The sequence below is a fragment of the Streptomyces sp. NPDC059832 genome, from assembly GCF_042731715.1.
In the GTDB taxonomy this organism is placed as follows: Bacteria; Actinomycetota; Actinomycetes; order Streptomycetales; family Streptomycetaceae; genus Streptomyces.
Genome location: NZ_JBHWIY010000032.1, coordinates 30,954 through 45,182, shown reverse-complemented (window position 1 = coordinate 45,182; position 14,229 = coordinate 30,954). Strand labels below are relative to the sequence as shown.

Below are 14,229 nucleotides of genomic sequence, written 5' to 3'. Positions count from 1 at the left end.
CGTTGCGCTTGGGGGGGGCCCCTTTTCCGGGTTCTTTTTTGGGGGTGGCGACCCCCCTTTCCGGGGGTCCCACCGGGTCCACCCGTCGGTCGGCCTCGGCGGCAGACCTTGTCAGTCCCGCGGGTGATCGCCGGTTGCTCCGTCGATGAGCTCTCGCACGATGTCCATATGGCCGGCGTGTCGCACGGTGTCCTCGATCATGTGAATCAGCACCCAGCGCATGGACACGGTGTTGCCGTTCCAGGATGTGCCGAGGTCGTCAAGTTGGTGTTCTTCGATCGCCTTGTCGGCAGCGGCTCGGGCACGGCCGTAGAACTCCACGATGTCTGCGGTGGCCTCATTCGGCTCCACGCTCATATCTTCGGTGTAGGGATCGAACCAGAACGGCTCGGTCTCGCGTCCGAACGCTGTGCAAAACCACCCGTATTCGACGGTCGCCAAGTGCTTCACCAGGGCCAACAAGTTGGTTCCTGACGGAGTCATCGGTCGCCGCAGTGCCTCATCGTCGAGGCCGTCGAGCTTCCATAGCACCGCATCGCGGTGCCGATCGAGGCTGGCGTGCAGGCTTTCCTTCTCGCCGCTGGTATAGGGCACGATCTTTGTCATCCGCGGACCGTAGCAGCGAGGGCTGACAGTCCCGGTTCCGCTGCAGCGCCCATGGTTGAGTGAGCCAGATTCAGCTGCATGATCCAAATGTGGCGCTTCGGGCCGCGGGGAGCCGGGTGACGCGGCCTGTCCCGGCGGCGGTCTCCCGGAGATGGACGATTTCCTCGTGCTGGGCGGTGAGCCTGGCCAGAACCTGGCTGCGGAAGTCCGTGAGCTCGTCGATCGTTTGCTCCGACTGGGCCAGTCGCTCCTTGAGCTTGGCGACCTCCGCTTTGAGCCGGGCGATTTGGGCCTCGCGTGGGTCAGGGATCTCGCCGGCGTCCCGAAGCGCCTGGACCCGTCGCTCGAACTCAAGGCGGAGGTGAGCGTAGGGGCGGCTGCCGTAGAACGCAGTGCGGTCGACCGCGGCCTCACTGGCGAGGGTCTTGATGTCGCACTTTCCGCCGGGCGGGATCTCGCCGCGAAGGAGCCGGTCCATGGCGGCCCGGATGCGGTTCTCGTTCTCGGTCCGCTGGGCTGCGGAGATTCTCATGCGGACTCCTCGTCCATGGTGGCACCGGCGGCGTCGATCTCGGCGACGACGCGGAGGGCTCGGTCGTAGTGGGCCTGGAGTCGGGTGCGTTCGGTCTTGCGGGTGGCGCCGAGCTGGCCGAGGAAGATCTCCGTGCGTTCGGCGTGCTCGGCCCAGACGGGGCGGTGACCGGGGTGGTGGGTGGCCTGCGGGCAGCGGGCGGAGTCACACATCCCGATCAGCGGAACGGTCCGCGGTGGGGGTGCCCGCGAGTCTGAGGCAGAGCGCCCGGGACGGGTCGGTGAACCAGCAGTAGTTCGCGGGTCCGAGGTGGAGGACCTTGGCTCGTTTGGTCAGCAGGTTGAGCACGTCGCGGTCACTGCGCTGCGTCTTCGGCGCCGACGCTGCTGCCGGGTCGAGCTTCTCGTCGATGCTGGCGAAGAACTCCGTGAGGCTCTGAGCTCCTGGACCGGCTGGCAGGATGCCTTGCTGATAGTTGCGGAACTCGGCCAGGACCAGATCCAGGTTGCGGTCGCTCTCGCGCTTGTTCACCTCGGCCAGCAGCTCGGCCTGTGCTCCGCCGGGGCGCGCTAATGGTGGAGTCGGGTATTGGAACTCTCGGAATGCCTGGCCGTAGCGGCCCTCCAGTCGTCCCATTGCTATACGTTTGTTCGATCTTGATAGCTCGTCTTGGGGTGTGACCCAGATACGGCAGAAACCCGCCACGGGATGATCTCGGACTGATGAGTACCCCGCCCCGTCACCCGTTCAGCCCAGCATCGTTGATGGTGATGTTGAGTTTCGTCTGAAACGGGGTGGGTTGTGACCTCGATCGAGAGGACCGCGTATCCGCGGTTCAAGCGGCTGATCACCGCGCACGAGCTGCATCTGTTCTTCGCACCAAGCCGTGACGAGGTCGAGTGGGCCGCTGCCCGGACCGACTGTGACGAACACCTGCTGGCCCAACTGCTCGCACTGAAGTCGTACCAGCGCATGGGGTGCTTCCCGAAGGTGGACGAGATCCCGGACACGGTCGTCGACTTCGTGCGCCGCGCGGTGGACCTGCCGGAGAGCACCACTCCGAGGGCGGCAAACCGTACGGCGGAGCGGCAGCGCACTGCCGTACGCCAGCGGACGGGGCTGTCGTACGACAAGGCGAAGGCCCGGAAGATCGCCGAGACGGTGATGCGGAGCGAGGCCGTCTCGAAGAACCGCCCGGCGGACCTGATCAACATCGCGCTGGAGAAGGTCGTCGAGGCCGGTCTTGAGTTGCCGGGCTTCACCACGCTGGACACCCTCGCGGCGAAGGCCCGCACTGAGGTGAACGCCTCGATCTGCATGGGCATCTACGACCAGCTCAGCGAGGCCCACCGGGAACGGCTGCTGGCCCTGCTGTCAGAGAAGGACGAGTCCGGCACCACGAAGTACAACAAGCTGAAGCAGTCGGCCAAGGCCCCGACCTGGTCACACTTCCGCGCCCAGGCCGAGCACCTGGGGTGGGTGGACGAGCTGGGCGAGACCGGAGTGTGGCTGACCGGCGTCGCCTCGGGGAAGATCATGGACTTCGCCGGGGAGGCAGACGCCGCGGACGCGCCGGGGCTGCGGGACTGCAACCTGGTCAAGCGGCTCGCGCTGCTGGTGTGCCTGGTCCGCAAGGCGCGAATGCGGGCCCGTGATGACCTGACCACGATGTTCTGCAAGCGGATCGCGTTACAGGTCAAACGGGCTAAGGCGGAGCTGAAGAGCATCCGGGAGCAACAGCAGGCCATCGTCGAGGCGCTGATCGGGAACTACCGCACCGTGCTCCAGCACATCGACACCGACGGCCCCGTCCAGGCCGCACGCGAGAAGGCGGCAGCGCTGACCGCCGAGATCCTGGCGACGGTCGGGGAACTCGGCCAGGACGCGCAGGCCGACACGGTCGCCGCACGGCTCGGCGACGGGCTCGCGCCCGCCCTGCACACGATAGCGAAGGCCCTGCGGGTGCAGGCTGGTGCCCTGGGAGTGCCTGCGGCAGCAGTGGACGACTTCGGCGGGTTCGAGGGGCAGTACGAGCAGATCGAGAAGGTCGCTGCCCACCACGGTAACTACTGGGAGGTGCTGCTGTACGGGCACCTGCTCAAGGACCGCTCCACGATGTACGACCTGACCAGCCGCCTGGAACTCACGGCCACCTCCGAGGACAACCGGGTCCTGGACGCCCTCGCGCACGCCCGCCGGTACAAGACCTCCCGCGACTACATCCCCGAACGCCACGAGGACGGCCGTCCGGTCGACATCTCGTTCGCCACGCTGAACTGGCAGAAGGCCGTTCGGGACAAGAACCGGCCCGGCGCCTTCGTCCGCAAGCACTTCGAGGCGATGATGTTCGCCGCGCTCGCCGAGGAACTGCGCACCGGCGACGTCGCGGTGGCCGGCTCCGAGGAGTACGCCGACTGGAGCGAACAGCTCCTGCCGTGGGAGGACGTCGAGGCGAAGCTGGGCGACTACCTGGTGGAGGTCGGCCTCGCCGAGCCCGGCGACGCGGTGCCGTACGACGCAGTCTCCTTCCGCCGCCAGTTGGAGGACAAGCTGAGCGTGGCCGCCGCCACGGCGGACGCCGGATACCCGGACAACGAGGGCCTGGTCATCGACCCCGAGACCGGCGTCCCCTCGCTTAAGGCCCACCGCTCCGAGGGCCAGCGGGCCTCGGCGAAGGCGTTGGAGCAGGAGATCAAGGCCCGGATGCCGGAGCGCTCGCTGATCGGGATCATCTCCCGCACGGCGTACTGGGTGGAGTGGTGGCGCCGCTTCGGCCCCGCCTCCGGCAACGAGCCGAAGCTGAAGGACCCCTTCGGCCGCTACGTGATCACCACCTTCGTGAAGGGCACCAACATGGGTCCCTACGAGGCCGCCCGCCACATCCCCGGCGTGAGCGGGCACGAGCTGTCACTGGCCGCGAACCGGCACTTCTCCATCCCGACCCTCAATGAGGCGATCGCCGATCTGGTCAACGCGCACGCCCGACTGGACATCTCCCAGGCGTGGGGCGACGGCTCCACGGTCGCCGCGGACGGCACCCACATGGACACCTACCTCAACAACCTGCTGTCGGAGACGTCGGTGCGGTACGGCAAACCGGGCGGCATCGCCTACCACCACATCTCCGACACGTACATCGCGCTGTTCACGCACTTCATCCCGTGCGGGGTGTGGGAGGCCGTCTACATCATCGAGGGCCTGCTCAAGAACACGAGCGAGCTGAAGCCGGCCACCGTGCACGCGGATACGCAGGGGCAGAGCTTCCCTGTCTTCGCGCTCGCGCACCTGCTGGGCTTCGACCTGATGCCCAGGATCAGGAACTGGAAGGACCTCACCTTCTACCGGCCCACGAAAAGAGCGGAGTACGTGCATATCGACGCGCTGTTCGGGGAGAGCGGCCGCAACGTCATCGACTTCGACCTGATCGAGTCCCAGTTCCGGCACCTGATGCGGGTGGCGATCTCCGTACGGGAGGGGGCCATCTCATCCACCCTGCTGCTGCGGCGTCTGCGCGCGGGCTCGCGCAAGAACGCCACGTACACCGCCTTCCGCGAGGTCGGCCGCGTGATCCGCACCGTCCAGCTGCTGCGCTACCTCTCGGACGCCCCGCTGCGCCGTCGGGTCACCGCGGCCACGAACAAGGTCGAGGCGTTCAACGGGTTCTCCCAGTGGATCGGGTTCGGCAACAGCGGCGTCATCACCGACAACGACCCCGTCGAGCAGGAGAAGACCGCGAAATTCAACGCTCTGCTCACGAATGCGGTGATCTTCCACAATGCCCTGGACATCGCCGAGATCGTGCGCCAGCTCCAGGAGGAGGGGCACGTAATCGACCCCGAGGACCTGGCCCACATCTCGCCATACTTGACCGAGCACATCCGCCGCTTCGGCGAGTACTCCACCCACGAACTCCGCCTTGAGCCCGAGGCGTACAACCCGTACCTGGACGTCGACTTCAGCCCGCTGCGCGGCGACGACCCGAGAGCCGCAGGCTTCGGCCAGGCCGCGTAAACCGCCCACCAGCCCGAAGGCCGTGGCCGGCAACGCCGTGGTCCCGGCCAGCCGCGAGCGGTCGTCGAGCCAGCCCTTCCTGGAGGTGCTACAGGAACGACGAGGGCTGACAACACCGTTATGCGGCCAAGCGGGACCGGACTCCTTGGTACCGCCTGCCACACAACCTGCGCGCCCGCGTCGGACACCGGCAGGGCCCTAGGGGGCGGCCCGGTCCTTGATCCCGGCGAGCACGGTGTCGAGCATCCGGTCGAACTCCGTCAGGGATCCGAAGTCGGCCATGAGCGGGCTGAGCGCGGCCATCGCCGGGTACGCGGGGGCGTCGAACGCGGGCACAGCGATAGGCCCGTCGCTGGTGCGTGCCAGCAGGTGGCCGTTGAGGAAGCTGAACAGCACCATGGGCGCGTCCGCGACCATCTGGTCGGGCAGGCCGGCCTCACGCATCGCGGTGACCAGTCCCTCCAGGGCGGAGACGGCCACCGGCGAGGTCTGGGCGCGCGTCACCAGCAACGGGAACACCTGGGGGTGCCGGTAGGCCATCTCGCGGTAGCCGTGCGCCGTCCGGCGGGCGATTTCCTCCCAGTGGTGGGATGTGTCATCGTCCGCGGCGGCCGCCACCTCGGCGAGCACCGCCTCGGACATCGCGTCCAGCAGTGCCGCCTTGCCCTTGATGTGGTGGTAGATCGACATCGGGTCGACCTCGAGCTCTTGTGCGAGTCGTCGTACCCCGAAGCGCTCCAGGCCGTCGCGGTCGACCAGTGCTACGGCGGCGGCGGCGATGCGCTCGCGGTCGAGTCCCGCTGAAGTGCCCTGAGTGCGTCTGGCCATGTCCACTCCCTCCCTTGCAAACCTACGCCGTAGAAATTACCGTACGGGAAAGCAAACCTACGACGTAGGTTTCAGATCGTCGGTCCACAAATCTGACGGAGGAGGAGATATGGGTGAGGTCACTGACACGGAGCGGCCGCCGGAGCCGGACTTCTCGGCGATAACGGCCGAGGAACTACTCGCCTACCGCAACGCGGAGAACCGCTTCCGGGCCTCCAGCGCGATGCGGGCGATCACCGGGGAACCGGACCCCGGCGCCGCGATCGACTGGCAGCAGATCGCGCTGCCCGGCCGCGACCTACCAGTCAGGGTCTACCGGCCGGCCTCGACGGGAGACGACGAAACCACAGCCCGAACCGACCTGCCGCTCGTGGTCCATGTCCATGGAGGCAGCTTCGTGGGCACGGCCGTGCAGTGCGACTGGACCAACAGCCACCTCGCCGCGGTGCTGCCCGCGCTCGTCGTCTCGGTCGAGCACCGCCTCCTCGCCCCGGACAGCTCGCTCGCGAACGCCGCCGACGACGCCTGGGACGTGCTGCAGCACGTGCTGCAGCACGTGGCGCAGTGGGGCGTCGACCCAGCGCGCACGGCCGTCTTCGGCGAGAGCTGCGGCGCCCTGATCAGCGCCCTGACGGCCATCCGGGCCCGGAAGACCGGCCTGGAGCTCAAAGCGCAGGTGCTGGTCAACCCCGCCATCGACGTGACCGAGACGATGTACGACTACCCGTCGGTGGTCGAGTACGCATACAGCCCGACCCACGCCCTGCCGCAACTGCGGCTCTTCCAGCGGCTCGCCGTCCCGCCGGGAACCGATGCCGGCACACTTTCGCCCCTGTACGCCGACAACCTGAGCGGACTCGCCCCCGCGCTCGTGGTGGTGCCCACCCAGGACGCGGTCGCCGACCACGGCCGCCGCTATGCCGAGCGGCTCCACGCGGCCGGGACGCCCGTGCGGCTTTCCGAATACCCGGGCGCGAGGCACGCGTTCCTCGCCATGCCCGGCGTGGAACCACAGGCCGGGGCTGCCCGAGCGGAGATCCTCGCGTTCCTCCGCACGGCGCTGGCCAGGTGACGGAGGAGCGATGCACCCCACCACCCTGAAGACGGAGATCCTCAAGCATGCGAATGACCGAGCCGCGAACCGACGGGCTGACCAACACCGACCTGGTGGAGGGCTGGCGCAAGGTCGGGGTCCAAGAAGGCATGTCCGTGATCATGCACTCGTCTCTGTCCAGCATCGGCCGCGTCGACGGCGGAGCCGCCACCGTGATCGGCAGCCTGCGCACCGTACTCGGCCCGACCGGAACGCTCGTCGCTCCCACCTTCACCTGGCAGGTCACCGATCCCGACCCCGATCGCGTCGGTATCCCCGATGCCGCGGTGATCGAACGGCGCGCGGCCGTACCCACCTTTCATCCCGACCTGCCATCCACCGGCATGGGCGCCGTCCCCGAACACCTGCGTTCCTTGCCCGAGAGCGTGCGTAGCTCGCATCCGCAGGCGTCCGTCGCCGCCATCGGCGCTCAGGCAGCCGATATCGTTCGCCGTCAGACGCTCGGATTCGCGGTCGGCCCCACGTCGCCGTTCGGCCGTCTGAACGACCTCGAGGGCCACATCCTCCTCGTGGGGGTCGGCCACGACCGCAACACCTTCCTGCACTACGCCGAAACACTCACACCCAACCCACGCCTGAAGGTCCGTCGCTTCCCACGGGACCTCGACGGAGAGCGGGTGTGGGTCGAGACGCTCGACGTAGGCAACGACAACGGGAGGTACTTCCCCGCCATCGGCCGCGAATTCGAGGAGCAGGCCGGCATCGAGGAGGCAATGGTCGGCGACGCCCCATGTCGACTGATCCCGGTGCAGCCGCTGGTCTCCTTCGCGGTTCGCCGCCTCACCGAACTACTCGACGCGGACCAACAGAACCAATAGGCGAACTCATCCGTTCCACAGGTCTTGACGACCGGTCCCTGGCAGTTCCCGCCGCCCGCACCTGCGCGGCAACCTGGTTGCCCTCGACCTGCGCCTGACCGCGACCGACCTCGGCGGCATCGCAGCCGCCGTCCCCGACACCGGGGCCCAGGGGACCCAATGCAGCGACCACGGCATCGCCCTGATCGGCCAAGAAGAGAGAAGCACCCTGATGAAGAAGCCACTCTGTGCACGAGGGGCGCTCGGAGCGATGTACGCAGGCCTGGCGCTCACTGTCCTCGTGACGATCGCCCCGTACGTCGACCACAGCACCACCCATCTGCTGGCCGACCACATCCGCGCCGGCTATCCCACGTACCCCCAGGCGCGGGTCGACTCGGCCGCCACCACCTACCTGGTCGTGTTGTCCGTCATCGGAGCGCTCGGCGTCCTCGCCTGGCTCGCAACAGCCTGGGCTGTAAAAGCAGGCAAGTGGTGGGCCCGCCCCGCCGCGACCGTGATGTTCATGCTCGGCACCAGCGTCGGGCTGGCCGGGCTGCTGACCAAGGACACCTCCGGCGCGACCGGCCTGCCGCCGGAGCTGGGCTGGGCCGGGATGATTCCCTGTCTGGCGGGCATCGTCGCGGTCACATTGCTGTGGAGAAGACCCCGACTGACGTGACGTCGGTTCCGTTCGACTCCGTACGTGAGGAGCCGACGGAAACCATCGCGACCGCACAGACCCGCACCAACACAAGTCACGACTACCGCGCACCATGGAGGAAGACACAGTGCAGCGCATCGGCATCATCGGAGTGGGCGAGATCGGCCGGGCCATCGTCGAGGGCCTGCGCAACGGGGGCGGTACGTCGCCAGACGTCTTCCTCTCTCCCCGGGGGCCCGCACCGCCGCCCAACTGTCCGAGCGTTACGAGGGTGTCCATGTGTGCGCCGACAACCAGGGGGTGCTGGACCGCTCCGAGGTGGTGATCATCGCCGTGTGCCGCCAGGACCACCACGAGGCACTCGCCGGGCTGAAGGTGGACGACGACAAGACCGTGGTCAACCTGATGGCCGGCGTCGCCACCGACGACCTGCGCCGAACCCTCGCCACCGGCGCCCCGATCGTCCACGCCATCCCGCTGCCCGCCATACGCGAGCGCCGCTCCGTCACCGTGACCTGCCCCTCGCACCCGGTGGTGGACTCTCTTTTTGAACAGCTGGACGGAGCGCTCCCCGTCGCGGACGAGGGCGCCTTCAACGTCTTCTCCGCACTGACCGGGACGCTCACCGTCCACTACGCCTACCTCGCCACGCTCACCTCGTGGGCCACCGACCATGGCATCGCCCCGACGCCGCGGACCAGTATGTGCGCGGCCTCTTCCAGAACGTAGGCCGCTCCCTGAGCGACGAGACCCGCCCTCTACGCCAACTCGCCGCCGACCACGAGACACCCAAAGGGAACAACGAGCGCATCCGCACCACCTGGTTCGATGCGGCCAACACCGCAGCCCTCAAGAAGGCCCTGGACGGCCTCCTCGCCGATCTGAAGTAAGAGCGTCCGGCTGGGACGTGGGTAGACCGGGAGCGGCGACTCCATTGCGCGCCTCTCGCAAACGGTCCTTTGCCCGAGCAAGATCAAAAAGGATGGCGCGGAGATCGCGAAGCGCCGGGTGGGTTCGCAGAACTCGTTCTCACTCAAAGGTGGGCTCGGGGTAATTCTGAGAACCGTTTGTGACAGCATCCACGGTCATGACGGTCCCTCAAGAGGCTTCCCCGAGCGACGCCGACGACGTTGAGCGCCACCCCTGCCCCCGCTGCAAGGCCGACCCCGGCTCACCGTGCCGCTCGCGCTCTGGCGCGGTCGCTGGCACCTACCACACCGGCCGCTTCACCAAGGTGCCCCGACTCGCCAAGCTCCTGCGCGTACCCACCCCCGCCGACCGCGGGCCCGGCCGACCGTGGCGGCCCGGCACCCCCGTCCCGCTCGCCCTCGCGCCCGACACCCCGACCGCCGACATCCGCATCGGGTACGCGAGGTGCTCGACACTCACCCAGGAACTCCAGTCCCAGCTCGACGCGCTCGCCAAGCACGGCATCCCGCGCGACAAGGTGTTCTCCGAGAAGATCAGCACCCGCGTACGCGTCCGCCCGCAGTTCGAGGCCTCGCTTGCGCTGGCCCGCCAGATCAAGGCCCACGCCCCGCACTGCCGCGTCATCTTCACCGTGTACGAGATGAAGCGTCTGGGCCGCGACGCCGCCGAACTCACCGCGCTCGCCGACCACCTCACCGCCCACGGCCTGGTCCTGGAGATGCTCGCTGGGCCCCTGCCCGGGATGTACGACCCCAGCGGGCCCGGCCGCCTGCTGTTCGCGTTCTTCGCGGCGATGGCGGAGACCGAGCGGGAGAACATCCGCGAGTCGACCCTCGAAGGACTCGACGCAGCCGCCCGCAAAGGCAAGCACGGCGGCCGGCCGCCCGTCATCACCGAGGACATGCTGCACACCGTGCTCCGGCGCAGGGCGAACGGCGAGTCGGTCGAGCAGATCCAGCCCGACCTGATCATCCCGACCGGCAAGCGCAAGGGACAGGCCCCCAGCGTCGCAAGCATCTACCGCGCGCTCGCCGAGCACGAGAAGAGAGAGGTGTACCCCGAGGCCGTCGAGGCGGCCCACGCCGACTTCGTCGTTCTCCAGGACGCCGACGGCATCCCGCGCCCCCGCCCGGCCCGCAACTCCGGCAGGTAGCAGACCCTCAAGACTCCAAGATCATCCCGTGGCGGGTTTCCGGCGTATCTGGGTCACGCCCCCGTCTTGAGTAGGTCCCGTCGGCGCTGGCCGAGGTACCAATTGGCGGACTCGTCAGAGTCGATCGTGGTTCTGATCACGGTGGACTCGCCAGAGTTCGCCTCGGCGAGGACCTCTCCTCTCGGTGAGATGACCATGCTGGGGCAGTGCTGGTGAGGATCTGCCACGTTAGCTGCCAGGACGAACCGTTGGTTCTCCGCTGCGCGGCTGATGAGGTGGCTCCGCCAGACCCCTGCGGGCTCGGAGGGGTTGGCTGCATGGGTGAGGTAGATGAAAGCCTGTGCTCCGCGGTCGGCTAGATGCTGCCATTGCTCAGGGAAACGGATCTCCCGGCAAATCTGGACGCCGAGCGTGATGGGTCCGCCCGCCAGGTGGATCGTGAGCGTCGAGAGCTCAGAGCCTGCATCGAGTTGGCCTCGCTCGTTCATCGCCAGGTTTATCTTCCGGTAGGTCCAGCGGGTGCCGTCCGGAGAGAAGTAGAGGGCGGCATTGCTCCAAGCACCACGTTCGAATAGCAAAGTGCCGCAGAACAGGTGGATGGCTCTGCGCTGAGCTAGCTCTGCGACGCGGTCCATGGCATGCGCGAGGGCCGAGGGCGGTAGGCGTTCGAGGGCTGAGAGGTCGGCGCCGTAGCCAGACAGCGCACCCTCGGGGAGTACGACGATCTCGTCTGGCTGAACGTCTGCCAGGAGCGAGGTGATGGCCGCGAGATTTTGCTCGATGTCCCAGGTGATGGGAAATTGCGCGATTGCTATGGAGGCTTTCATCAGTCCTTCTTTCGGCGGCTGATCTCGTCTGCGTAAGCGGCCCAGTCGCCGCCGGATGCCTTCTGCCACTGGACCGCGACTTGGATGTGGACTCCGAGCATCCGGGCGAGGAGGGCGGCGGGGAGCTCGGCGGCGAGAGTGAACAGGGCGGTAGATCGGTCCTGTTGGGGCCTAACGCCGATCTTGTGCAGCCTCAGACCGACCTGGCTGTCGCTGAGCGGACGGCCGGGCTGCCCTCCGGGGAAGAGCCAGGGGGTGTCGTCCGGCGTGCCGATCTTGGCCTTGCCGCGTCGGGTTGCGACGAGCTCGCGGACCAGAGTGCCCAGCGGCATCGGAAGGACGACGGGCGAGGTTCCGAAGGTGATCGCGACGGTCTCGCCGGTGATGTCGATGTCATCGACGGTGAGTTGGCTGATGGTGGCGATCTTCTGTGCGTAGAGGATCAGCAGTAGTCCAGCGACTCGATCTGCGGTGGGCAGCTCATTGTCGTTGAGGAGGCGGCGGGCGTCGGCCCAGCGTTTTTCGCTGTCGATGGTGCCCTGTGGGCCGGTCCAGCGGATGACGCCGCAGGTGAGGTCGTGGGCATGGCGGTGCTGTACGGACCAGCGGACGAAGTGGCCGGTCTCGTCGCGGTAGCGGAAGGCGGGATTGGTCATCCAGCGTTCGAGGTCGGCTTGTGTGCAGGTGCCCAGGGTGAGACCTTTGCCGGCGAGCCAGGTGAGGTAGTTGCCGGCGGCGTTGACGTGGCAGCGCACGTTCATGTCCTGCAGTTGAGTGGTGTGCCGGTGGCTGACGCGGCGGCGGAGCCGGCGCAGGTGGTGCCAGACCGCGTAGCCGTGCAGGATCCGGCGTTCGGCAAGGTCCGTGCGAGCCTGGACGGTTGTGGTGATCCATTTCTCCAGGGCGACGAGCCGTTCGTCGCGCGGTGGCAGGGCGCCCGTCGCGACGAGGACGCTGCGAAGGTGGGCCAGCACCTTGCCCGGCGGAAGTTCGTCGAGGAGGTCGTGGGTGACGGGACGCTCGTCGCGGCCTATGCGTTCCAGCAGGTCCCGGGCTTTTGCCCGGGTGATCCAGGCCAGAGCGACGTCCGGGCGCTCGGCGTCCGTCAATGCCGTATGGAAGGCGGCGAGTTCGGGCGCGACGGTGCCGGTGTCGTCACCGAGGAGGTCGCGGATCTTCTGGTCGAGGACGCATCGCTGGCAGGGGCGAGGGCTGAGCTGCCAGGTGGTCGTGCAGACGGGGCAGCGTCCCCAGAAGTCGGGGTCGGGGTTGGTGCACTTCGCGCACAACGGTTCCTCCCAGGTGCCGCCGCGGGCTTGGGCGACGGTGCCACAGTCGCTGCAGGTCGCCCATCGTTGCTGGCAGCGTTCGCACCAGGGCTGCCCGGTGGCGCGGGAAATCTCGCAAGGGGAGGTGCGGCCGCAGTGCCCGCACTCTCTGATCTCCTTCGGCCTGCAGTTGTTGCAGCGGACTCCGTCGGTGAGACGGACGGCGACCGGCTGACGGCGGCCGCAGCCGACGCAGACCTCCAGGTTGACGGGGTCGCGGATCAGGCAGTTGGGACACAGTGGCTGTCCGGCGGGATCGCGGGTGGCGGGTTCACGGACGGCGCCGCAGCGTGCGCAGGGGACGGCCGCATGCTTGGCGAAGCAGGCCCGGCAGATCCGCTTGCCGTCCAGGAGCTTCGACAGCGACTTCACTCCGTGACAGCGCGGGCAGGCCGGCTTGACGACGATGGTGGCGCCGGCGGCGACGAGTTCGCCGATGAACCGCAGCACGGCCGGAGTGGGGGCCTCGTGCCCGGCGCCGGTCAGCAGCTCGGGACGGTCGATCACGGCCCAGGCCAGTCGACGCTGCCCGGCCGGACGCTTCGTGGACCGCTCCAGAGCGGCCCGGACGGTGTCCGCGTCGAGCGCGGGGTCGAGGTCAGTGATCATCTGGGCGAGTTCCTGGACCGGATCGCCGTCGGTGTCGGGGCACTTGGCGCATCGGGGCCGACCGTGGCGGTCGCGGCTGACGACTCGCCGCTGCTGGTGGCAGCCCGCGCAGACGGCGGGTGTGTCGAAGCAGGGCGAGCGTCCCCACCGTCCGCCCGAGCGGCTGCCGACGTAGGGGCGCGGGCGTCCGCACTCGCCGCAGCGGGGAAGAGCAGTGTCCTGGGCGCCCGCTTCGTGCAGGGCCATCAGCAGCTTGGCGACGCGGAACGGCGCGGGTGGCTTGCCGGTCTGCAGCAGCGACGGGTTGTCGTGCAGGGCCTGGGCGAGGTTGCGGCGGCCGGCTCGTGAGCGTACGAGCGTGCAGACGATGTCCCGGATGCGGTCGGCGTCCAGGTGCTTCTCGACGTTGCCGACCAGTCGCACGACCAGGCCGACCGGATCGGCGAGAACTTCCTCGGCGAGCGCAGGTGCCGTCACCGCTCAACTCCTGTGATCCGGGCTCGCCTTGGCCGCAGTTCGCCGACACCTTCAGAAGTGGTGGCCCCGCCTGCGGCGGCCTCCTTGGGCTTCTTCGCCGCCCCGGCCGTGGCGATCGGTTCGATGAGGTCGTCCATCGTGCAGTCCAGGATGTCCAGCAGGGCCATGAGGATCTTCAGGCTGAGTCGTTCCGGTCGCTCGACGACGAGCCGGTAGACCTGGCTCGACGACAGCGTGATGCCGCGTTCCTTCAAGGGTGGGAGCAGGTCAGTGGTGGAGAACATCCCGCGGTCCGCCATCACCTTGCGCAGGTGCCAGTGGTAGTCGAGTTTGGCGGCCATCATCGGGTCCTT

The 14,229-nt window shown here is 68.0% G+C and carries 15 protein-coding genes; 7 read left to right on the top strand and 8 right to left on the bottom strand.

What is annotated here, in order from left to right:
• Positions 1-111: 111 nt before the first annotated feature.
• The 4 genes from ACFV8T_RS36255 to ACFV8T_RS36240 form a co-directional block, all read right to left on the bottom strand.
• Positions 112-606, bottom strand: a complete 495-nt coding sequence (locus ACFV8T_RS36255; RefSeq protein WP_385335878.1) for a DinB family protein — start codon at positions 604-606, stop codon at positions 112-114.
• 70 nt (positions 607-676) lie between these two features.
• On the bottom strand, positions 677-1,138 hold the full coding sequence (locus ACFV8T_RS36250; protein WP_385335876.1) for a hypothetical protein: 462 nt from the start codon (positions 1,136-1,138) through the stop codon (positions 677-679).
• Entirely contained in the window at positions 1,135-1,350 is a 216-nt protein-coding gene (locus ACFV8T_RS36245) for a hypothetical protein (protein WP_385335874.1), read from the bottom strand. Before ACFV8T_RS36245 ends, ACFV8T_RS36250 begins: the two co-directional genes overlap by 4 nt.
• A complete protein-coding gene (locus ACFV8T_RS36240) occupies positions 1,343-1,774 on the bottom strand; it encodes a hypothetical protein (protein ID WP_385335872.1) in 432 nt (143 codons plus the stop codon). Before ACFV8T_RS36240 ends, ACFV8T_RS36245 begins: the two co-directional genes overlap by 8 nt.
• Before the next feature lie 165 nt (positions 1,775-1,939).
• Between ACFV8T_RS36240 and ACFV8T_RS36235 the strand changes: the two genes are divergently transcribed.
• A complete protein-coding gene (locus tag ACFV8T_RS36235) occupies positions 1,940-5,149 on the top strand; it encodes a Tn3 family transposase (RefSeq protein WP_385335870.1) in 3,210 nt (1,069 codons plus the stop codon).
• 198 nt (positions 5,150-5,347) lie between these two features.
• Here ACFV8T_RS36235 and ACFV8T_RS36230 read toward each other — a convergent pair whose 3' ends face one another.
• Positions 5,348-5,977 carry a TetR/AcrR family transcriptional regulator gene (locus tag ACFV8T_RS36230; RefSeq protein WP_385335868.1) on the bottom strand — a complete coding sequence of 210 codons (630 nt, stop codon included), beginning with the start codon at positions 5,975-5,977 and terminating at the stop codon, positions 5,348-5,350.
• Positions 5,978-6,086: 109 nt separating this feature from the next.
• Between ACFV8T_RS36230 and ACFV8T_RS36225 the strand changes: the two genes are divergently transcribed.
• The 6 genes from ACFV8T_RS36225 to ACFV8T_RS36200 all read left to right on the top strand — a co-directional run bounded on the left by ACFV8T_RS36225 (position 6,087) and on the right by ACFV8T_RS36200 (position 10,635).
• Positions 6,087-7,049 (top strand): alpha/beta hydrolase, encoded by a 963-nt coding sequence (locus ACFV8T_RS36225; protein WP_385335866.1) that lies wholly within the window; start codon positions 6,087-6,089, stop codon positions 7,047-7,049.
• 47 nt (positions 7,050-7,096) lie between these two features.
• The gene (locus ACFV8T_RS36220; RefSeq protein WP_385335864.1) at positions 7,097-7,909 is read left to right on the top strand and encodes an aminoglycoside N(3)-acetyltransferase; all 813 of its coding nucleotides are present in this window, start codon (positions 7,097-7,099) and stop codon (positions 7,907-7,909) included.
• Positions 7,910-8,120: 211 nt separating this feature from the next.
• Positions 8,121-8,570, top strand: a complete 450-nt coding sequence (locus ACFV8T_RS36215; RefSeq protein ID WP_385335862.1) for a hypothetical protein — start codon at positions 8,121-8,123, stop codon at positions 8,568-8,570.
• A gap of 261 nt (positions 8,571-8,831) precedes the next feature.
• Entirely contained in the window at positions 8,832-9,281 is a 450-nt protein-coding gene (locus tag ACFV8T_RS36210; protein ID WP_385335860.1) for a hypothetical protein, read from the top strand.
• Entirely contained in the window at positions 9,257-9,442 is a 186-nt protein-coding gene (locus tag ACFV8T_RS36205; RefSeq protein ID WP_385335858.1) for a hypothetical protein, read from the top strand. Before ACFV8T_RS36210 ends, ACFV8T_RS36205 begins: the two co-directional genes overlap by 25 nt.
• Positions 9,443-9,639: 197 nt before the next feature.
• Positions 9,640-10,635: a recombinase family protein gene (locus ACFV8T_RS36200; RefSeq protein WP_385335856.1), complete on the top strand. Its 996-nt coding sequence runs from the start codon at positions 9,640-9,642 to the stop codon at positions 10,633-10,635.
• 53 nt (positions 10,636-10,688) lie between these two features.
• Here the strand turns inward: ACFV8T_RS36200 and ACFV8T_RS36195 are convergent, their stop codons facing one another.
• Genes ACFV8T_RS36195 through ACFV8T_RS36185 form a run of 3 tightly spaced genes read right to left on the bottom strand, consistent with a single transcriptional unit; the run spans position 10,689 to position 14,220 of the window.
• Positions 10,689-11,462, bottom strand: coding sequence for a carbon-nitrogen hydrolase family protein (locus ACFV8T_RS36195; RefSeq protein WP_385335854.1), 774 nt, complete (start codon positions 11,460-11,462; stop codon positions 10,689-10,691).
• Positions 11,462-13,876, bottom strand: a complete 2,415-nt coding sequence (locus tag ACFV8T_RS36190; protein ID WP_385335853.1) for a site-specific integrase — start codon at positions 13,874-13,876, stop codon at positions 11,462-11,464. Before ACFV8T_RS36190 ends, ACFV8T_RS36195 begins: the two co-directional genes overlap by 1 nt.
• The gene (locus ACFV8T_RS36185; RefSeq protein WP_383080021.1) at positions 13,873-14,220 is read right to left on the bottom strand and encodes a helix-turn-helix domain-containing protein; all 348 of its coding nucleotides are present in this window, start codon (positions 14,218-14,220) and stop codon (positions 13,873-13,875) included. The genes ACFV8T_RS36190 and ACFV8T_RS36185 overlap by 4 nt, the downstream gene beginning before the upstream one ends.
• Between the last annotated feature and the right edge of the window lie 9 nt (positions 14,221-14,229).

Bases quoted from the DNA above. Each gene is read 5' to 3' on its own strand.
- ACFV8T_RS36215 (WP_385335862.1), top strand. From the start codon at position 8,121: ATGAAGAAGCCACTCTGTGCACGAGGGGCGCTCGGAGCGATGTACGCA.
- ACFV8T_RS36255 (WP_385335878.1), bottom strand. From the start codon at position 606: ATGACAAAGATCGTGCCCTATACCAGCGGCGAGAAGGAAAGCCTGCAC.
- ACFV8T_RS36195 (WP_385335854.1), bottom strand. From the start codon at position 11,462: ATGAAAGCCTCCATAGCAATCGCGCAATTTCCCATCACCTGGGACATC.
- ACFV8T_RS36185 (WP_383080021.1), bottom strand. From the start codon at position 14,220: ATGATGGCCGCCAAACTCGACTACCACTGGCACCTGCGCAAGGTGATG.
- ACFV8T_RS36220 (WP_385335864.1), top strand. From the start codon at position 7,097: ATGCGAATGACCGAGCCGCGAACCGACGGGCTGACCAACACCGACCTG.
- ACFV8T_RS36230 (WP_385335868.1), bottom strand. From the start codon at position 5,977: ATGGCCAGACGCACTCAGGGCACTTCAGCGGGACTCGACCGCGAGCGC.
- ACFV8T_RS36240 (WP_385335872.1), bottom strand. From the start codon at position 1,774: ATGGGACGACTGGAGGGCCGCTACGGCCAGGCATTCCGAGAGTTCCAA.
- ACFV8T_RS36200 (WP_385335856.1), top strand. From the start codon at position 9,640: ATGACGGTCCCTCAAGAGGCTTCCCCGAGCGACGCCGACGACGTTGAG.
- ACFV8T_RS36250 (WP_385335876.1), bottom strand. From the start codon at position 1,138: ATGAGAATCTCCGCAGCCCAGCGGACCGAGAACGAGAACCGCATCCGG.
- ACFV8T_RS36245 (WP_385335874.1), bottom strand. From the start codon at position 1,350: ATGTGTGACTCCGCCCGCTGCCCGCAGGCCACCCACCACCCCGGTCAC.
- ACFV8T_RS36225 (WP_385335866.1), top strand. From the start codon at position 6,087: ATGGGTGAGGTCACTGACACGGAGCGGCCGCCGGAGCCGGACTTCTCG.